The sequence below is a fragment of the Pseudomonas sp. MF6747 genome, from assembly GCF_963890955.1.
In the GTDB taxonomy this organism is placed as follows: domain Bacteria; phylum Pseudomonadota; class Gammaproteobacteria; order Pseudomonadales; family Pseudomonadaceae; genus Aquipseudomonas.
This window is the reverse complement of record NZ_CAWPSZ010000051.1, coordinates 268,473-286,878: the sequence shown is the minus strand read 5'-3', so window position 1 is coordinate 286,878 and position 18,406 is coordinate 268,473. Positions and strand designations below refer to the sequence as shown.

General features: G+C 63.6%; 16 protein-coding genes. 6 read left to right on the top strand and 10 right to left on the bottom strand.

Features of this window, described 5'->3' with window-relative positions; translation table 11 throughout:
• Positions 1–155: 155 nt before the first annotated feature.
• Entirely contained in the window at positions 156–1,358 is a 1,203-nt protein-coding gene (locus AACW30_RS28370; protein ID WP_119741382.1) for an MFS transporter, read from the bottom strand.
• A gap of 177 nt (positions 1,359–1,535) precedes the next feature.
• Between AACW30_RS28370 and AACW30_RS28365 the strand changes: the two genes are divergently transcribed.
• Positions 1,536–3,665 (top strand): mechanosensitive ion channel family protein, encoded by a 2,130-nt coding sequence (locus AACW30_RS28365; RefSeq protein WP_200623963.1) that lies wholly within the window; start codon positions 1,536–1,538, stop codon positions 3,663–3,665.
• Between the two features lie 113 nt (positions 3,666–3,778).
• Here the strand turns inward: AACW30_RS28365 and AACW30_RS28360 are convergent, their stop codons facing one another.
• Positions 3,779–8,026 (bottom strand): DEAD/DEAH box helicase, encoded by a 4,248-nt coding sequence (locus AACW30_RS28360; RefSeq protein WP_200623962.1) that lies wholly within the window; start codon positions 8,024–8,026, stop codon positions 3,779–3,781.
• A 166-nt stretch (positions 8,027–8,192) separates the two neighbouring features.
• On the opposite strand from AACW30_RS28360, the gene AACW30_RS28355 reads away from it, so the two are divergent.
• A complete protein-coding gene (locus AACW30_RS28355) occupies positions 8,193–9,077 on the top strand; it encodes a sugar nucleotide-binding protein (RefSeq protein WP_119741388.1) in 885 nt (294 codons plus the stop codon).
• A 212-nt stretch (positions 9,078–9,289) separates the two neighbouring features.
• Here AACW30_RS28355 and AACW30_RS28350 read toward each other — a convergent pair whose 3' ends face one another.
• The 5 genes from AACW30_RS28350 to AACW30_RS28330 form a co-directional block, all read right to left on the bottom strand.
• Entirely contained in the window at positions 9,290–9,988 is a 699-nt protein-coding gene (locus tag AACW30_RS28350; protein WP_200623961.1) for an OmpW/AlkL family protein, read from the bottom strand.
• A gap of 95 nt (positions 9,989–10,083) precedes the next feature.
• On the bottom strand, positions 10,084–10,605 hold the full coding sequence (locus AACW30_RS28345; RefSeq protein ID WP_200623960.1) for a DUF3299 domain-containing protein: 522 nt from the start codon (positions 10,603–10,605) through the stop codon (positions 10,084–10,086).
• Between the two features lie 11 nt (positions 10,606–10,616).
• Positions 10,617–11,882: an ABC transporter permease gene (locus AACW30_RS28340; protein ID WP_106580233.1), complete on the bottom strand. Its 1,266-nt coding sequence runs from the start codon at positions 11,880–11,882 to the stop codon at positions 10,617–10,619.
• A 1-nt stretch (position 11,883) separates the two neighbouring features.
• Complete coding sequence (locus AACW30_RS28335; protein WP_200623959.1) at positions 11,884–12,594, bottom strand: ABC transporter ATP-binding protein; 711 nt, start codon at positions 12,592–12,594, stop codon at positions 11,884–11,886.
• 148 nt (positions 12,595–12,742) lie between these two features.
• Positions 12,743–13,360, bottom strand: a complete 618-nt coding sequence (locus AACW30_RS28330; RefSeq protein WP_200623958.1) for a DUF2796 domain-containing protein — start codon at positions 13,358–13,360, stop codon at positions 12,743–12,745.
• A gap of 130 nt (positions 13,361–13,490) precedes the next feature.
• Between AACW30_RS28330 and AACW30_RS28325 the strand changes: the two genes are divergently transcribed.
• Positions 13,491–13,832, top strand: coding sequence for a hypothetical protein (locus AACW30_RS28325; RefSeq protein ID WP_200623957.1), 342 nt, complete (start codon positions 13,491–13,493; stop codon positions 13,830–13,832).
• On the opposite strand, the gene trxA is transcribed toward AACW30_RS28325, so the two are convergent.
• The 3 genes from trxA to AACW30_RS28310 form a co-directional block, all read right to left on the bottom strand.
• Positions 13,829–14,701: a thioredoxin gene (gene trxA / locus AACW30_RS28320; RefSeq protein ID WP_169367699.1), complete on the bottom strand. Its 873-nt coding sequence runs from the start codon at positions 14,699–14,701 to the stop codon at positions 13,829–13,831. The genes AACW30_RS28325 and trxA overlap by 4 nt on opposite strands.
• A gap of 127 nt (positions 14,702–14,828) precedes the next feature.
• The gene (locus tag AACW30_RS28315; protein ID WP_200623956.1) at positions 14,829–15,485 is read right to left on the bottom strand and encodes a class I SAM-dependent methyltransferase; all 657 of its coding nucleotides are present in this window, start codon (positions 15,483–15,485) and stop codon (positions 14,829–14,831) included.
• Complete coding sequence (locus tag AACW30_RS28310; RefSeq protein WP_106580239.1) at positions 15,482–15,937, bottom strand: YbaY family lipoprotein; 456 nt, start codon at positions 15,935–15,937, stop codon at positions 15,482–15,484. Before AACW30_RS28310 ends, AACW30_RS28315 begins: the two co-directional genes overlap by 4 nt.
• 139 nt (positions 15,938–16,076) lie before the next feature.
• Here AACW30_RS28310 and nrdR point away from each other — a divergent pair, with 139 nt between their 5' ends.
• The 3 genes from nrdR to AACW30_RS28295 are packed head-to-tail and all read left to right on the top strand — an operon-like array spanning position 16,077 to position 18,391.
• A complete protein-coding gene (gene nrdR, locus AACW30_RS28305) occupies positions 16,077–16,547 on the top strand; it encodes a transcriptional regulator NrdR (RefSeq protein WP_164487963.1) in 471 nt (156 codons plus the stop codon).
• On the top strand, positions 16,544–17,680 hold the full coding sequence (ribD, locus tag AACW30_RS28300) for a bifunctional diaminohydroxyphosphoribosylaminopyrimidine deaminase/5-amino-6-(5-phosphoribosylamino)uracil reductase RibD (RefSeq protein ID WP_106580240.1): 1,137 nt from the start codon (positions 16,544–16,546) through the stop codon (positions 17,678–17,680). The genes nrdR and ribD overlap by 4 nt, the downstream gene beginning before the upstream one ends.
• A gap of 48 nt (positions 17,681–17,728) precedes the next feature.
• On the top strand, positions 17,729–18,391 hold the full coding sequence (locus AACW30_RS28295; RefSeq protein ID WP_119741399.1) for a riboflavin synthase: 663 nt from the start codon (positions 17,729–17,731) through the stop codon (positions 18,389–18,391).
• Positions 18,392–18,406: the final 15 nt, after the last annotated feature.

The following is an 18,406-nucleotide window of genomic DNA, read 5'->3' as shown; positions in this document are numbered from 1 at the left end:
TGTCGGAAAGTTTCGCCGTTCCTACAGACGGTACAAGGTAAGGAATGTGGGAGCGTGCTGCCTGCGATAGCGATGGGGCCGGCGCTGAATGCGACGCTGGCGTACCGCAATCGCAGGCAAGCCAGCGTCCACATTGGATGTGCGTCGGGGCCGAATCAGTGTCCGACTGCCGTGCGCGTCGAGCTGTCGGCATACACCGGCCCCAACCGGTCCAATCGGCCACTCCACGCCGTCAGCGCCAGGGCCACCAACACCACTGAGCCGCCGATCCACGCGGTATGGATCAAGCCCATGTGCGCCACGATCAAGCCCCCGGCCCAGGCGCCGCCGGCGATTCCGAGGTTGAACGCCGCAATGTTCAAGCCCGACGCCACATCCACCGCCTGCGGGGTGTGATGTTCAGCCTGGCGCACCACGTACACCTGCAGGCCCGGCACATTGCCGAAGGCAACCGCGCCCCACACCAGCACGGTGGCCAGCGCCAGCCAGGGGTTGCTGGCGGTCAGGGTAAGGATGAACAGCACCGCCGCGAGCAGGGCGAAGATGATTTTCAACGCGCTGATCGGGCCGCGTTTATCGGCCAGCTTGCCGCCCCAGATATTCCCCGCCGCCACCGAGATGCCGTACACCAGCAGCACCAGGCTGACGGTGCCGGCGCTGAAGCCGGAAATGTCCTGAAGGATCGGCGCCAGAAAGGTAAACGCGATGAACGAGCCGCCGTAGCCGATGGCGGTCATGGCGTACACAAGCAGCAAGCGCGGCTGCTTGAGCACTTGCAGTTGTTGCAGCAACGAGGCGGGTTTGCTGTGGGCGATGCTGTTCGGCACATAGATCAGGCTGCCGATAAACGCGATCACCCCCAGGGCCGAGACGGCGAGGAACGTTTCCCGCCAGCCGAAGTGCTGGCCGATAAACGTGCCCAGCGGCACGCCGGTGACCAGTGCAACGGTCAAGCCGGTAAACATGATCGCAATCGCGCTGGCAGCTTTTTCCTTGGGCACCAGGCTGGTGGCGATGGTCGAGCCAATCGAGAAAAACACCCCGTGGGCCAGGCCGGTGACGATCCGCGCCAGCACCAGCGATTCATAACTCGGCGCCTGCCAGGCCAACAGGTTGCCGAGGGTGAACAGCACCATCAGCGACAACAGCAGCAGTTTGCGCGGCACTTTGCCGGTGAGGGCGGTGAGCACCGGCGCGCCAATGGCCACGCCCAAGGCGTACAGGCTGACCAGCAAGCCGGCGGACGGCAGGTCGACGCCCAGGTCGGCGCCGATGGTGGGTAACAGGCCAACGATGACGAATTCGGTCGTCCCGATGGCAAAAGCGCTGAGGGTCAGCGCGAGCAGGGCAATGGGCATGGCTGCAACTCCGATGGGTGTGATTCAGGAGCGCAGTGTCGGGATTTTGCTTGTGCGGAAAAAGACAGTGATCGGCATTTGATATTTGACCGGGAGGCAAAGATGCCCAATGGCGGGGAACGATCAAGGCTCAAACCCGTCAGTTCCTTACAGACCCTGCTGATGGAGCCCGGTGTTTTGCTGAATTTAAAGACTGCATTACTGCTTGGTGCGCTGCTGTTGTGTGGCAATGGCGCATTGCAAGCTGCTACGCCGGCGGCCGCCGCAGCGCCTGCCGCGCCTGCCGCAGCGGCGGCGCCCGCTAAGCCGGAGTTGCTGGTCGAGGGCGGCCTGCTGGGCGCCATCAGTTCCAGCATTGACGATGTACAAGACAAGCTCGACCTTAACCAGAACCTCATCGACGCCTGGCGCTTGCGTGCCGATCGCGCGGCGGACGAAGTGGGGCGCCTGGTCGACCAGACGGCCGAACGGTCGCCGTGGAGCGTGGCCGGCGACTTCCTGTTGCTGTCCGGCGTCTGGGTTGGCGCCTTTGTGGTGTTGACCCTGCTGGGGCGCTTTGTTGTGCAGCGCTTGAGTCGTCGGCCGTTCGTCGAACGGCGCGAACGCTTGCTGGCAGTCTTGGGGTACGTGGTGCCCTACACAATCCCCGCGCTCATCTGTCTGCCGCTGACCCTCTACGTCAGCCACTTCCTGGCCTCGTCGGTAGGCCGCGCGCTGGCGCTGTGTTTTGCCTACGCCACCAGCAGCGGCATCTTTTCTACGTCGATGTTGTTGTGCGTGATCGTCATGTTCAATCTGGGCCACAAGCGTCCGGCGGTGCAGATCATTCGCGACTACTGCCCCAAGCCGCTGTTCCTGATCGGCTTCCTGGCCGCCCTCAGCGACGCGCTGACCAGTCCGCAGATCGCCCGACAGTTGGGTGGCAATATCACCAGCAGCATTGCGGTTTTCACCGGCCTGTTCGCGGCGGTGATTTTCGGTGTATTGGTGGTGCGCCTGCGCCGGCCGGTGGCGCATTTGATCCGCAATCGGCCACTGGCCCAGCGCCTCAAACACCCTGCGCTGCAGCAATCGCTGCGGGTGTTTTCCGGGCTGTGGTACTGGCCCATTCTGTTGATGGTGCTGGTCTCGGCGATCAACCTGATCGGCGCGGGCGACGATAACCAGAAGGCGCTGCGCTGCGCGCTGTTCACCACGATTTTGCTGATCGGCACGGTGTTTCTCAGCACCGTGCTGCAACACCTGTTCAAGTCCCGCAGCCAGGTGGCGATCCAGCGCAGCAGCGCCTACAAGGAGCGCTTCCTCAGCCTGTTGCACGCGATCTTGCGCATCGCCATGGCCATCGCGTTTATCGAAATCCTGGGGCGTATCTGGGGCGTCTCGCTGTTCGAATTTGCCCAGCGCAACTCGGTGGGCCGCGCGATCAGCGACTCCCTGAGCAGCATCGGCCTGATCCTGCTGGTGACCTGGCTGTTCTGGGTGGTGCTCGACACCGCGATTCAGGAAGCGCTGAAACCACCGGTCAATAAGCGCTCCAGCCGTCAGCCGAGTACGCGGGTCAAAACCATTCTGCCGCTGCTGCGTAACGCGGTGAAAATCATCCTAGTGGTGATCTGCGCGATCACCACCATGGCCAACCTTGGCATCAATGTCGCGCCGCTGCTGGCCGGTGCCGGTGTGGTCGGTTTGGCCATCGGTTTTGGCTCGCAGCAATTGGTGCAGGACGTGATCACTGGCCTGTTCATCATCATCGAGGACACGCTGTCCATCGGCGATTGGGTCGTGCTCGACTCTGGCCACGCCGGTACCGTAGAGGGCCTGACCATCCGGACGTTGCGCCTGCGCGACGGCAAGGGTTTTGTGCACTCGGTGCCGTTCGGGCAGATCAAGGCGGTCACCAACCAGTCGCGGCAATTTGCCTATGCGTTCTTCTCGGTGCAGTTCACCTACGACACCGATGTGGACAAGGCCGTGGACCTGATCCGCGAGGCCGGGCAATCGATTCGCGACGATGTGTTCCTCAAGTACAACCTGCAAGGGCCGCTGGAGGTGTTTGGCGTCGACAAGATGGACCTCAACGGCGTGGTGCTGACCGCGCAATTCCGCACGGTGTCAGGCGGGCAGTACGCGGTGAGCCGCGCGTTCAACCAGCGCTTGAAAAAGCTTGTGGATAACTGTGATGAGGTGCACTTCGCGCAAACTTATCCACAGCAGATCTGGCTGCCCAAACGCACGGCGCATGTGGATGAGCCGGATGAGGAAGTGCCGGCGTCGGTGGTGTTGACGGAACAGCCCAGGCCTCAATAATTTGCGTGGCTGTGTGGGCCTCATCGTAGGCAAGCCCGCTCCCACGGTGGGAGTGCGTTCCCATGTGGGAGCCGGGCTTGCCCGCGATGAGGCCGGTGAGGTCAATCCAGGCGTCAATGCCTGATCAACTTCTCCTGCACCGCCAACTGATCCACCTCCAGCAATACCTGTTGCTTGCCAGCGACCCTCACCGCCGCCGGCAACCCATCGCGGTACACAACCCGATTGCCACTCACCGCCGGCACTTTGCTGCCCGGCAGCAGCGTGCCCACCAGGTTCAGCGGATCAGCCCCGCACACCGCAATCAAACTGCCGTCATGCGGCCGGCGGCGGACTTCGCGCAATAACCCGATTGCCTCCGGCAACGCAAACTGCTCGCCCGCCAGCCCACTGACGAACCGCCCGCCGCGGATCTCCCCGCGCGCTTCGAGCCGATGGAAAGTGCGCAGCAATTCGCGCCAGCTCGGCAACCAATCCGCCTCACGCTCCAGCAACCGCCAGAACACCACGCCATAGCGGCGCAGCAAGGTCATCGCCACATGCTCCAGCGTCTCGGCCGAATGTGGCCCGGCGGCGCTCGGTGAACGGCGCAGCAAAGCCCAGCGCCCGGCGTCGTCCATGCCGCCGACAAACGCCCCGCGTCCGCGTCGGCTGCTGCGCGCCTGGCGTTTGCTGGCGGGTGTGGTCAGCGCGCGCAGGCCGGCGAAGCTGTCGGCATTCACCAGCCCTGCGCCCACCAGTTCCTGCAGCGCCGTCTCCAGTTCGCTGCGCAGCAGGTGGGCTTCGTGCACCAGTTCGTCGAAAAACAGCGCGCCATGTTCACGCAGCGCCACGTGGACTTTCTGCGCCTTGGGCGACAGCGTGGTGCTGTCGGTCATCTCGGTCAGCCCGCTCCACAGCGGCACTTGGCTGCGCGGCAGCAACACCACCGGTGTGCTGCGCAGGGCCATCGCGCCGGCCTTGTTGCTCAGCCGCGTCCATACCAGCTTGCCGCTGCGGCACAGGTCGTCGAGCCAGGTGGATGAGTAATCCTTCAGGCGCGCGCTGAGCAAGTCACTGTCCCAGGCCGAGGTGGCGGCGGCGTAGCCCTCAAACTGCGCGACAATCTGCGGCAACATGGCGCTGCCCTGGCCGCGTGTGCCGTCGGACAGGTGCTGCCAATCGAACAGGAAGCGCATGAAATCCTGCAGCGCCACGGGCTCGATTTCGCGGCGCAGGCGCTTGACCGTGTAGCGATGAATGCGCGCGAGCAAATGCCGTTCGCACCACTGTTCTTCGCTGGCGCCAGGGCTGAAACGGCCGCGCAGCACGTAGCCTTCCTGCTCCAGGCGAGCGAGTGCCTGGGTTACGTCTGCCACCGGCAGGGCCAACGGCGCGGCGATCTCGATCAGGCTCAGCGGGCCGAACCCGCCGAGGCGGGCGCGCAGCACTTCCACCAGCGCATCATCAACGGTCCAGGGTTCATCGAAGCCCGGCAGCAACGGCAAGTCGTTGGGATAGATAGCCTGCAAACAGCTCAAGCGTTCCACCGCCACCCACAGGCCATTGCTCAATGCATAGGCGCGCCCGCCCTTGGCCAAGGCCTGCAGCCACTCGGCCCATTGCGGCGTGAGCTCATGAGTGGCAATGCAGGCCAGGCTCATCAGCGCTTCGTGCATTTCGTCCAGGCCATTGGGCGCCGGCCAGGCTTCCTCGCGCACGCCGGCGATGGCCTCGGCATCCAGTGCGCCGAGGTCGTCGGTGCTGTGCGGGTCGCTCCAGCGCCGGTTGAGCACGGCTTGGGTACGGCGTTCTTCCAAGGGTGCGTCGTCGAGAAAGGTGTAGGGGCGCGCGCTGAGAATTTCCGCGGCCATGGGCGAGGGCGCCGGCAGGTCGCGGCTGATCAGCCGCACTTCGCCGCTTTCCATGCGCCGCAGCAGCGCCAGCCAGGCGTTGCTGTCCATGGCGTCGTGCAGGCAGTCGTCGAGGGTCTGCTCCACCAAGGGGTGCTCGGGCACTTCGCGCTCGCCGGTGAGGTTTTCCAGGCAGGCGATCTGGTCGGGAAACACATTGGCGATCAGGTCTTCGCTTTTCATCCGCTGGATCTGCGGCGCCACTTTGCGCCCGCCGGTATAACGCGGCAACGCCAGTGCCACACCGGCGTTCCAGCGCCAGCGCACGCCGAACAGCGGCGCGTCCAGCACGGCCTGGATCAGGACGTGCTCGGCACTGTTGCTGTTCAGATACCGCCACACATCATCCAGCTCGAAACTGTGGCTGGTCGACAGCGACAGCACGATTGCATTTTCACTGGCCGCCGCCTGCAATTCGACATTGAACGTGCGGCAAAAACGCTTGCGCAACGCCAGGCCCCAGGCGCGATTGATACGGCTGCCGAACGGCGTGTGAATGATCAGTTGAGTGCCGCCGGACTCGTCGAAAAACCGCTCCATGATCAACGTGTCCTGGGACGGCAGCGCGCTCAAGGCCAGGCGTGCGCGGGCCAGGTAATCGAGGATCTGCTCGGCGCTGGCGTGGTTCAGGCCAAGGGTGCCGGTGAGCCAGTCGAGGGCCGCTTGCAAGTCGCCGGGCGTGGCGCTGAGCAGCGCGTCGAGCTGGCCTTGAAACCGCGCCACCGCCGCCGACAATTCGTTGCTGCGCCCTGGCGCTTCGCCCAGCCAGAACGGAATGGTCGGCGGCTGGCCATGGGCGTCCTCAACCCGCACCTTGCCGGCTTCGACCCGCAAGATTCTGTAGGAGGTATTACCGAGCTGGAAGATATCCCCGGCGATGCTTTCCACCGCGAAGTCTTCGTTGACGCTGCCGATGTTCAGGCTCTGGGGCTCGAGCAGCACGCTGTAGTCGGCGTTGTCGGGGATGGTGCCGCCGCTGGTCACGGCCGTCAGCTTGGCGCCACGACGCCCGCGCAGGGTGTGGGTCACGGCGTCGCGGTGCAGGTAGGCGCTACGGATGCCCTGGCGGCCGTTATAGCCCTCGGCGAGCATCTGCAACAGCGCCTGGTAATGGCGCACATCCAGCGCGGCGTAGGGCGAGGCGCGGCGAATGAGATCGAGCAATGCGGGTTCCGACCATTCCTGGGCGCTGACCTCGGCGATGATCTGCTGGGCCAGTACATCCAGCGGCGCGACCGGGATCTGCAAGGTGTCCAGCTCACCCCGGCGCACGCAGTCGAGCAGGGCGGCGCACTCGATCAGGTCATCGCGGGTGGTGGCGAACAAGCGCCCCTTGGGCGTGCCGCCGACCTGGTGCCCGGAACGGCCGACGCGTTGCAGAAAACCATTGATGGAGCCGGGTGAGCCGATCTGACACACCAGGTCGACGTCACCGATATCAATCCCCAGCTCCAGGGACGCAGTGGCGATCAGCACTTGCAGCTCGCCGGCCTTGAGCCGTTGTTCGGCGTCCAGGCGCAGCTCTTTGGCCAGGCTGCCGTGGTGCGCGGCCACGGCGGTTTTGCCCAGGCGCTCGCTCAAGTGCCGCGCCAGGCGTTCGGCCAGGCGCCGGGTGTTGACGAAAATCAGCGTGGTGCGGTGTTCGCGCGCCAGGTCGGCGAGGCGGTTGTAGACCAGTTCCCACACATCGTTGGCCATGACCGCCGAGAGCGGCACCGGCGGCACTTCGATATCCAGGTCACGCGGGCGGGCGTGGCCGATATCGACAATTGCGCAGGGGCGGTCGGTGCCGACCAAAAAGCGCGACACCGCCTCGATGGGCTTTTGCGTGGCAGACAGGCCAATGCGGGTCAGCGGTTCGGCGCACAGGCCTTGCAGGCGTTCCAGGCTCAGGGCCATATGGCTGCCGCGCTTGCTGGCGGCGATGGCATGGATTTCGTCGACGATCACCGTGCGCGTGCTGGCGAGCATGTGCCGACCGGAGTCGGATCCCAGCAGCACGTAGAGCGATTCCGGAGTGGTCACCAGGATATGCGGCGGGCGCTTGCGCATCTGCGCACGGTCTTTTTGCGGGGTGTCGCCGGTGCGCACGGCGGTGCGGATCACCAAGGGCGGCAAGCCCATCGCCTGCAGCTGCTCGGTGATGCCGGTGAGCGGGTTTTGCAGGTTGATCTGGATGTCGTTGGACAGTGCCTTGAGCGGCGAGACATACACCACCAGCGTCTCGTCCGGCAGTTGCCCGCCATTCGCCAGGCCCTGGTGCACCAGGTCATCCAACACGGCGAGGAACGCCGTCAGGGTCTTGCCCGAACCGGTGGGCGCGGCGATCAGGGTGGAGCGGCGCTGGCGAATCAGCGGCCACGCCTGGGCCTGGGCGCTGGTGACCGAAGGGAAAGAGCTGCGGAACCAGGCGCTGACAGCGGGGTGAAAGCCGTTCAAGACCGTGTCCGTGGTTTCAGGAAGGTTCATACCCCTTATATGCAACCGGCGGTGCCAAGTTGCAACCCCGCACTTTATCCGTGACGGTTGCGCTACAAACCCGCAAAATGCAACGATTCTGGAATAAACCTACGGCCGGCTTCATCCGCCTGCCGACAATAACCATCGTTCCAAACAGACCGGGCCTGCACACTCTATGCGAATGCGCCTTATGTTACTGGGCGGCGGGAATGCCCTCGGGCAAGCGCTGATTCGCCTCGGTGCAGAGGAAGACATCGGTTTCCTCGCACCCAAACCGCCCCAAGACGGCTGGGATGCCGCGAGCCTGACCCAATTGCTCGACGACACCCGTCCCGATGCGTTGATCAACCTCGCCTACTATTTCGACTGGTTTCAGGCCGAAGCGGTCAGCGAAAGCCGTTTGGCCGCTCAGGAATTCGCCATCGAGCGCCTGGCCGAGCTGTGCCAGCACCACAACATCACCTTGCTGCAACCGTCCAGCTACCGCGTGTTCGATGGCTCCCGCGCCACCGCCTACAGCGAGAAAGACGAGCCGGTGCCCCTGGGCCTGCGCGGCCAGGCGTTGTGGCGCATCGAACAAAGCGTGCGCGCCACCTGCCCGCAACATGTGCTGCTGCGTTTTGGTTGGCTGCTGGATGACAGCGTCGACGGCACGCTCGGGCGCTTTTTGGCGCGGGCCGAGAAACCGGACGAGTTGCTGATGGCCGATGATCGCCGGGGCAACCCGACGCCCGTGGACGATGCCGCGCGGGTGATCATCTCGGTGCTCAAGCAACTTGATTGCGCGGCGCCGCTGTGGGGCACGTATCACTACGCCGGGCACGAGGCGACCACACCGTTGGCGCTGGGCCAGGCGATCCTTACCGAAGCGCGTAATTTCCACCCGCTGGCGATCGAGTCGCCTACCGCCCAGGCTCACGCGGCACGCCCGGATGCGGCAGATGAACCGCAACACGCGGTGCTGGCCTGCAAGAAAATCCTGCACACCTTTGGCATCAAGCCTCGGGCGTGGCGGGCCGGGTTACCGGCGTTGCTGGACCGGTTCTACCGCCACAGCTGACACCACACAAAACCGGAATGTGGGAGCCGGTTTTGTGTGGGAGCTGGCTTGCCTGCGATGCCCGACAGGTTCTATCGCCACAGCTGACACGCTATAAAACCAAACGTGGGAGCGGGCTTGCTCGCGAATGTGCAAGGTCAGTCAATACATCAGTCGACTGACCCTGCACTTTCGCGAGCAAGCCCGCTCCCACATGGGTTATGCCGTGTGACTTAGAACTTGTAGCCGATACCCACCATGTAAACCATCGGGTCGACGTCCACATTGACCTTGGCGCGTGTGCCTTGGCCCAGCGCGTTGTTATCGACGGTGGCCTTGGTGCTGATGTCGATGTAGCGCGCCTGGGCGTTGATCATCCACTTGTCATTGATCATGTAGTCGGCGCCGATCTGTGCGGCCCAGCCCCAGGAGTTTTCGGCCTTGAAGTTGCTGAAACCGGCTTGTTCGGCGCGGCTGCCGACGTGCTCGTCGTAGATCCAGGTGTAGTTGATGCCGGCGCCCACGTACGGCTGAAAGGCGGATTTGCTATCCAGCGGGTAGTACACGACGCTCAAGGTTGGCGGCAAGTGCTTGAGGGTGCCGAGCTTGCCATTGGCGGCGCCGAGGGCGGTGTTCTTGATCTTCACATCGTGCTCGAACGGCGTGGCCGCCAGCAGCTCGATACCGACGTGGTTGGTCAGCATGTAGGCGAAGTTCAAACCCAGTTGGGTGTCGCTGCTCATGGTCGCCTTGCCGCCCAGGTTGGTGCCCGCCAATGGGCCGTGATCAACCTTCACATGGCCGCTGTCAGCTTTCGGATTCACGGTAATTGCACCGGCGCGAATCAGAATGTCGCCCGCTTCGTGAGCGTGGACGGCAGGGGCGGCGAGGGCGAGCGCGAAGAGGGACGCGCCGAGCAGAGACTTGTTCATGGGAGCTCCAAAAGGACGTTAAAAGTTGTACGTCCAATGGTAAAGATCGTTCCGTTCGATCCTTTGACTCAGCTCAATGAAAGGGCGATAAGCCCCTATTCCTGCAGCTCGTAGACATAAATCTTGTCGGCATCCATTTGATAACCGGCGTCGGCCAGTTCGCTGGATGACGGCTTGACCTGCATCGCGCCTTCGATCCAGTACGGCTGATACAACTCATCGAGTTTCACCCCGACTTCGCTTTTCACATGCACGATCTGGTTCGAGGGCGGCGGCGGTACGTGGATGCACGCGCCGAAATACGGCACCAGCAAAAACTCGGTGGTGCGGCCTTCTTCGCTGACTTCCAGCGGCACGATGTAACCCGGCAAACGGATGTGCTTGCCGTCCAGGCTTTGCACCACCGGCGCATTGGGCAAATCCTGCTTGGCGGCCGGCGCCGACTCGACCGACAACGCATCGGCCATGTTCGACAGGTCGTGCAGCGGTTTCATGTTGGGGATTTCCGGCGGCGCGTCCGGTGGGATCATCTCCTGCCATGACAGATCCTTGGGCTGGTCTGCGGCCCAGACGGGCACTGCCACCAACAGCAACATTGCAAACAGGGCGCGACGCATCGAAGCCTTCCTCATAAACGTATGGACAGGCCATCGGCCAGTGATTGTCGATAGGCGCGCCACGCGGGCACGCTGCCCATTAACAGCGCCGCCGCGAGGATGCCGGCGAGCAAGGTCCATTCATATTCGCTCGGCCATGACATCGGCAGGTCCAGGCCGTAATTGGCCTGCAAATACCCGCGCGAGGCGGCGATGCACACGTACAACAAGCCGACGCCAGCGACCACGCCGGACAAGGCCAGGGCGAAGGCTTCAAAGATCAGCAGCGTTGCGATGTGCCACGGCCGCGCGCCCACCGAGCGCAAAATTGCCATTTCACGGCGGCGCTCGTTGAGGCTGGTGAGGATCGCTGTGAGCATGCCGATCAAACCGGTCAGCACCACGAACAGGGAGATCACGAACAGCGCTTTTTCGGCGGTGCCCATCATGCTCCACAACTCTTGCAGGGCCACGCCCGGCAATATCGCCAGCATCGGCTCGCCACGGAATTCATTGATTTCGCGTTGCAGGGCGAAGGTGGAAATCTTGTTGTTCAGGCCGAGCATAAACGCGGTGATGGCCTGTGGCGTGAGGTCCATGTTGCGCGCCTGATCGGCACTGATGCGGCCTTTGCCCTGGGCCGGCACGCCGTTGTGCCAGTCGATGTGAATGGCTTCCATGCCGCCCAGGCTGATGTGCAGCGTGCGGTCCACCGGCGTGCCGGTGCGTTTCAAAATACCGACCACGGTGAACGGTTTGTCATCGTGTTTGACCAGGCTGACCACCGCGACACCGTGGGCCAGCACCAGCTTGTCGCCCAGCGTGTAATGCAGCGCCTCGGCGACTTCGGCACCGAGCACCACTTCAAACGGGTCGGTGGCAAAGGCGCGGCCGCTGGCCAGTTCGAGGTTCTGTTTGCGACCGTATTGGTAATGCTCGAAGTAGGATTGGTTGGTGCCCATCACCCGATAGCCGCGGTGCGAGTCGCCGAGGGAAATCGGGATCGCCCATTTCACCTGCGGGCTGGCGGCGAAGTGCTCGTAGCTGTCCCAACGGATGTTGTTGGTGGCATTGCCGATACGGAACACCGAGTACAGCAGCAAGTTGACCGAGCCCGAACGCGCGCCGACGATCAGGTCGGTGCCGCTGATGGTGCTGGCAAAACTGTTGCGCGCCTCAACCCGCACGCGCTCCACCGCGAGCAACAAACAGACTGACAGCGCGATGGCAAAGGCGGTGAGGATCGCGGTAAAGCGGCGGTTAGCCAGGCTGGCCATGGCTAGACGAAACAAATACATCTCAAACCTCTGCGGGCGTGGCGGCGCGATTGAGTTCGGCCAGCGACAGGTGGTGGTCGAACAGCGGCGCGAGGCTCTGGTCATGGCTGACAAACAGCAGGCTGGCGCCAGCGTCGCGGCATTCGGCGAACAGCAATTGAATGAAAGCCTCGCGGGCGTCGTAGTCCAGCGCCGAGGTGGGTTCGTCGGCGATCACCAGTTCCGGTTGGCCGATCAGCGCGCGGGCGGCGGCGACGCGTTGTTGTTGGCCGATGGACAGTGAGTCGGCGCGGCGTTCCAGCAGGTCTTTGTCCTTCAAGCCCAAATGCGCGAGCAAGGTCGCGGCGGCTTGGTCGACGCTGCCGTGGCGCTGAACCGCGCGTTGCGCGCGCAGCTTGGAAAAGTGGCAAGGCAACTCGACGTTCTCGCGCACCGACAGAAACGGCAGCAGGTTGAACTGCTGGAAGATGTAGCCGGTGTGGTCCACGCGAAAGCGGTCGCGGGCGCCTGCCGAGAGTTCGGTCAGCTCCTGGCCGAGCAGGCGGATGCTGCCACGGCTGGGTTTCTGCACGCCGCCAAGCAGGCCGAGCAACGTGGTTTTGCCGCTGCCGCTCGGGCCTTTGAGAAACAGGGTTTCGCCTGCTTGCAGGCTAAACGCGGGGATGTCCAATAACTGTGGGTGACCGGGCCAGTTGAAGCCCAGGTCAGACAGTTCGATCAGTGCTTGGGTCATGTGAAATCAATATCGCCTGGTTGTGGAGCGTGGCGCCGATCCAATGTGGGAGCTGGCTTGCCTGCGATGGCATCAACGCGGTGCATCTGACTGACCGAGTCGTCTGCATCGCAGGCAAGCCAGCTCCCACAGTGATTGGGTTTTCAAATCAGAATGTCAGGGTAGCTGCCTGCGCCGTGGCTTCCACACCTTGCTGGCCGCTTGGGCCGATCAGTTGTACCTGAATCTTCTGAGTGGCGGGGAAGGTCTTGAACACCTGGGTCAGGTCGAGGTTGCTCAAGGCCGTCGGCGTGGCGCAGGTGAATTGGTAGTGGGCGTGGATTTCGCTGTGGTCATGATGATGTTCGTGGGCGGCTGCGCCTTTGCCGTCGGTGGCATGGTCATCGTCGTCGTCGTCGTCGTCGTCGTCATGGTCGGCTTCCGGCTTGTCGCCGAACAGCGGGCTGTTGAGTTCCTGGGTGCTGATCACGCAACCGGCGGCCTTGGGCACATTGAACAGGGCCAGTGGGTTCTCCAGTGACTTGCGGGCTGCGGCAACCTTGGCTTTGTCGGCGGGCGTGCTGGCCTGGTGTTCAAAACCCACGAGGTTCATGGCCGGGCTGTCAAATTCCAGCTCAAGTGCCTGACCGTCGAGTACCGCATTGAGACGCCCAACGCCATGCTCGTGGGCGCCGAGGCTGCCGTGCTCATGTTCGTGATCATCGTGAGCATGGGCAACTGCCAGTGGCAGCAGGGCAAACGGCAAAGCAAGCAGCAGACGGCGCATGAGAAGGCTCCAGAACATGAAAGTTTTGTTATGTGATCTTATAACAATAGCGCCAGAGTTTGACCGCCCGCTTGGCGTTGCGCAAGCCGCGTGGGAGCATGCCCGTCAGAAAAGTGCAGGAGTAAGGACGATGTTGCGAATTCGTGGAACTGTCGGCGACATGCCGGTGGACTTGACCCTGGAGCTGGACGACGGCGATTGGGCGCGATTGGGCGCCCAGTTGCAGGCCGCGCCCACGCCGAGCGCGCCCGCTGCCGCGCCGGTCAAACACACTGATGATCTGTGGCAGAACGCCCAGGACCTGTTGCGCAAGGCCGGGCAACTCAACGGGCTGGAATTGCTCGATCAGCTGGAAGGCTTGGCCGGTGACGCCGCATCAGGCAAGCGCCTGCTGGTGCGTTTGCGCCATAGCGCCCGCGTGAAAGTGACCAGCGGCGGGGACACGCCGCTGTACAGCTGGATCGGCGATTAGTACAGCGCAGCAAACAATTTGCGGCGGTACGCGGTGACCAGCGGGTGGTCATTGCCGAGCAGTTCAAACACCTGCAGCAAAGTCTTGTGCGGCAAGCCTTCGCTGTAGCTGCGGTTGCGGATAAACAGCTTGAGCAGGCCTTCCAGCGCCGCGTCGTATTGCTGGCGTGCCAGCTGCTGAATCGCCAGCTGATAGGCCGCCTCATCATCCTGCGGGTTTTGCGCCAGGCGGCTTTTCAAGTCGGCGGCGTCCGGCAGCTCGGCGGCCTGGCGCAGGAACGTGATTTGCGCCTTGGCGCCGGCGAGGGCGGCCTTGTGGTCGTCGCTTTTCACGGCGTCGAGCACGGCCTGGGCTTCGCTCAGTTCACCGCGCTCGGCCAGGCAGCGCGCGTACAGGATCAGCGCGCCGGCGTTGGTGTTGTCTTCACCCAGCAGCGTCACCAGCACGGCTTCGGCATCGCTGATGCGGCCTTCGGCAAACAGCGCCTGGGCCTGCTCCAGCGGATCAGCCGCCGCCGGTGGTGGCATCTGCACGTGCGGCTCCAGCATTGCGCGCACCGCCGACTCCGGCTGCGCGCCGGCAAACCCGTCCACCGGTTGGCCGTCCTTGAACAGCACCACGGTGGGCAGGCTCTGAATGCCAAAGCGCGCGACGATATCCTGCTCAGCCTCGCAATCGACCTTGGCCAGCAGCAACTCACCCTGATAACTCTCGGCAATTTTCGCCAACATTGGCATCAGCGCCTTGCACGGCGCGCACCACTCCGCCCAGAAATCCACCAGCACGGGTTTCTCGAAGGAGTTCTGGATCACTGCCTGGTCGAAGTTGGCGGTGGTGACGTCGAAGATGTACGGCGTGGGCTCACTCATGGGGCGTCTCGAATAAAGCGGGAATGGGGCAACTATAAGGTGATGGAGTCCAGATCGCTATCGCGGGCAAGCCCGCTTCCACACTTGATCGCATTCCCTTGTGGGCGCGGGCTTGCCCGCGATGGCCTCAAGCGCGCCGCGAATGGTACAGGCTCACCTTGCGAAACTCCCAAGGCTCGGCCAGGTCTGGCAGGGTCAGCGCATCAAGGACTTCCAGGCGCTGATAAGCCGGGTGCTGGAAGTCGCGCACGCGCGAGTCTGCTACCAGTGCTTCACGGCCGCGCGTCAGGAATTGATCAAGCAGCGGCAGGTTGGCGCGGTCGTAAAGCACGTCGGCCACCAGGATCAGGTCAAAGCGATCGGCTTCGGCGAAAAAGTCGGCTGAATAACGCAGTTCCACGCCGTTGAGTTCGGCATTCGCCCTGCAGGATGCCAACGCCAGCGGGTCTAAATCACACGCGACCACTTCCAGCGCACCCGCCTTGACGGCGGCAATTGCGGCCACGCCAGAGCCTGCGCCAAAATCCAGCACGCGCTTGCCGGCGACCCACTCGGGGTTCGCCGCCAGGTAACGCGCCAGCGCCAGGCCGCTGGCCCAGCAGAAACTCCAGTAGGGCGGTTCATGCAGGATGCGCCGGGTTTCTTCCTGGCTGAAGGCGCGGTCCATATTGTCCGCGTCCAGCAGCCACAACGACAGCTCGGTGCCCGGCAGCGGGCAGGGCACCAGTTGCGCGTCGCCGATCAGCGCGCTCAGGGCGCGTTGCAGGTCCAGCGGTGGTGTCATGGCGCCGGGACGAGCTGCAGCGGGCCCGTGGCCTGGGTAATCGCCTGGGTGATACGCACGGCGGGCAGGTGCAGGATCAACTGGCCGGACTGGCTGGCGCGACCGCGCAATTCAACCCGCGCACCGGCCGGGAACGCTTCCGGGTTAAAGCGCAGGCGGAAGGCCAGGGGCTTGCCGTTACCGGTCAATACGCTGCTGGCGAGCAGTTGTTGCGGGCGGTTGCGCTCGTCAATCACCAGCAGGGCCAGTTCGACTTCGGCGTTGGCCGGCACGCCGTTGAGGGTGCCGTTGATTTCGCGCTGGTAAGCCGGCAGCGGGCCGAGGTCTTCAATGCCGGGCACTTTTTTCTCTTGGGCGGGCGTCGGTTGAGGCACCGAAGGCTTGGGGGCTTCGCTGCTGCAGGCGACCAGAAAACTGAACAGGGTGAGTAAAACAAGTGGTCGTAACTGCATGTACGGCTCCAGAAAGGGCAAAATCCGTGGCTTTAAAATAAAGAAACATATAAGCCTGCCTATATACCGTAAAGGCTATGGCTTGTCTTGCCACAGGGATGCGCTACCATGGCCCTCCCTTTTTTTGTTGCCTGCCACCATGCACTGTCCCTTCTGCGGTGCCAACGACACCAAGGTCATTGACTCGCGTCTGGTCGCCGAGGGCGATCAAGTACGTCGCCGGCGCGAATGCCTGGCCTCTGGCTGCGGTGAACGTTTCACCACCTTCGAAACCGCCGAACTGGTATTGCCACGTCTGATCAAGTCCGACGGCAGTCGCCAGCCTTTTGACGAAGACAAATTGCGCGCCGGTATGCAGCGCGCGCTGGAAAAACGCCCGGTGAGTGTCGAGCGGCTGGAGGCGGCGCTGGTGCACATCAAGCACAAGCTGCGTGCGACCGGCGAGCGCGAGGTCAAGAGCCTGGTGGTTGGAGAGCTGGTGATGGGCGAGCTGCAAAAGCTCGACGAAGTCGCCTATATCCGTTTCGCCTCGGTGTATCGACGCTTCCAGGACCTCAATGAGTTCCGCGAAGAAATCGACCGCCTGGCCCGTGAGCCTGCCAAAAAATGAACCCTCCGTCTGCCGAACAAGCTGTCCTCGACGCCCATTACATGGCCCGCGCCCTCGAATTGGCGCGCAAGGGCGTGTACACCACCCACCCCAACCCGCGTGTGGGCTGCGTGATTGTGCGTGACGGGCAGATTGTCGGCGAAGGCTGGCACGAGCGCACCGGCGAACCGCATGCCGAGCCGAATGCCCTGCGCGCCGCCGGTGCCAAGGCGCGTGGCGCCACGGTGTATGTCACGCTGGAGCCGTGCAGCCACCACGGGCGCACGCCGCCGTGTGCCGATGCACTGGTAACGGCCGGTGTTGCGCGCGTGGTGGCCGGGATGCAGGACCCGAACCCGGAAGTGGCCGGGCGTGGCATGCAGCGCTTGGCGCAAGCCGGTATCCAAACCCGCAGCGGCGTGCTGGAAAGCGAAGCGCGCGCGCTGAACCCGGGCTTTCTCAAGCGCATGGAGCACGGTCTGCCGTTTGTGCGGGTCAAGCTGGCGATGAGCCTGGACGGCCGTACCGCGATGGCCAGTGGCGAAAGCCAATGGATCACCGGCCCGGCCGCCCGCGCCGCCGTACAGCGCCTGCGTGCCGAGGCCAGTGTGGTGCTGACCGGCGCCGACACGGTGCTGGCCGATGGCGCGCGTCTGACTGTACGCGCCGCCGAGTTGGGCCTGGACGATGAAACCACCGCACTTGCCATGTCCCGCCCGCCCTTGCGCGTGCTGATCGACGGGCGCCTGCGGGTGCCGCTCAACGCGCCGTTCTTCAAGGCCGGCCCGGCGTTGGTCATCACCTGCGTGACGGCGGAAAACCAATTCCCCCGTGGCCCCGAATGCCTGGTGGTGCCGGGCGTTGATGGTCAGGTCGACCTGCGCTCGGCCCTGGTGGCCCTGGCCGCCCGTGGCGTCAACGAAGTGCTGGTGGAAGCCGGCCCGAGCCTAGCCGGTGCGTTTGCCCAGCAAGGGCTGGTGGACGAGTACGTGATATTCGTCGCCGGCAAGTTCCTTGGCTCCGCCGCCCGGCCTCTGCTGGACTGGCCGCTTGAGAAACTGGCCGACGCCCCCCAACTCAAGATCACTGACATGCGCGCTGTAGGCGACGACTGGCGAGTCACTGCCATCCCTATGCCAGCAGCGAGCGTATAATTCCCGGCCCGCGCTTGAGCGACAGCCCCTCGTTTTCAGGAGAACGAAATGTTCACCGGCATTATCGAATCCATCGGCAGCATCCGTGCAATGACTCCCAAAGGCGGCGACGTACGCCTGCTGGTTGAAACCGGCAAGCTGGACCTGGGCGACGTCAAGCTGGGCGACAGCATCGCCGTCAGCGGCGTGTGCCTGACCGTCATCGAGCTGCCTGGCAACGGCTTTGCTGCCGATGTCAGCCGGGAAACCCTGGACTGCACCGCGATGAACGACCTCAAGGCCGGCAGTCCGGTCAACCTGGAAAAAGCCCTGACCCCGACCACGCGCCTGGGCGGCCACCTGGTCAGCGGCCATGTTGATGGCGTCGGCGAAGTGGTGTCCCGCAGCGAAAACGCACGGGCCGTGGAATTTCGCATCCGCGCACCCAAAGAGCTGGCCAAGTACATTGCCCACAAAGGCTCGATCACCGTCGATGGCACCAGCCTGACCGTGAACGCCGTCAATGGCGCCGAATTCGAACTGACCATCATTCCCCACACCCTGAGCGAAACCATCATGGCCTCGTACCAGCCAGGTCGCCGGGTGAATCTGGAAGTCGACTTGCTTGCCCGTTACCTGGAGCGCCTGCTGTTGGGCGATAAGGCCGCAGAGCCTACTGCCGGGAACATCACTGAAAGTTTTTTAGCCGCTAACGGCTACCTTAAATCCTGACCAAGGGGGTGCCAC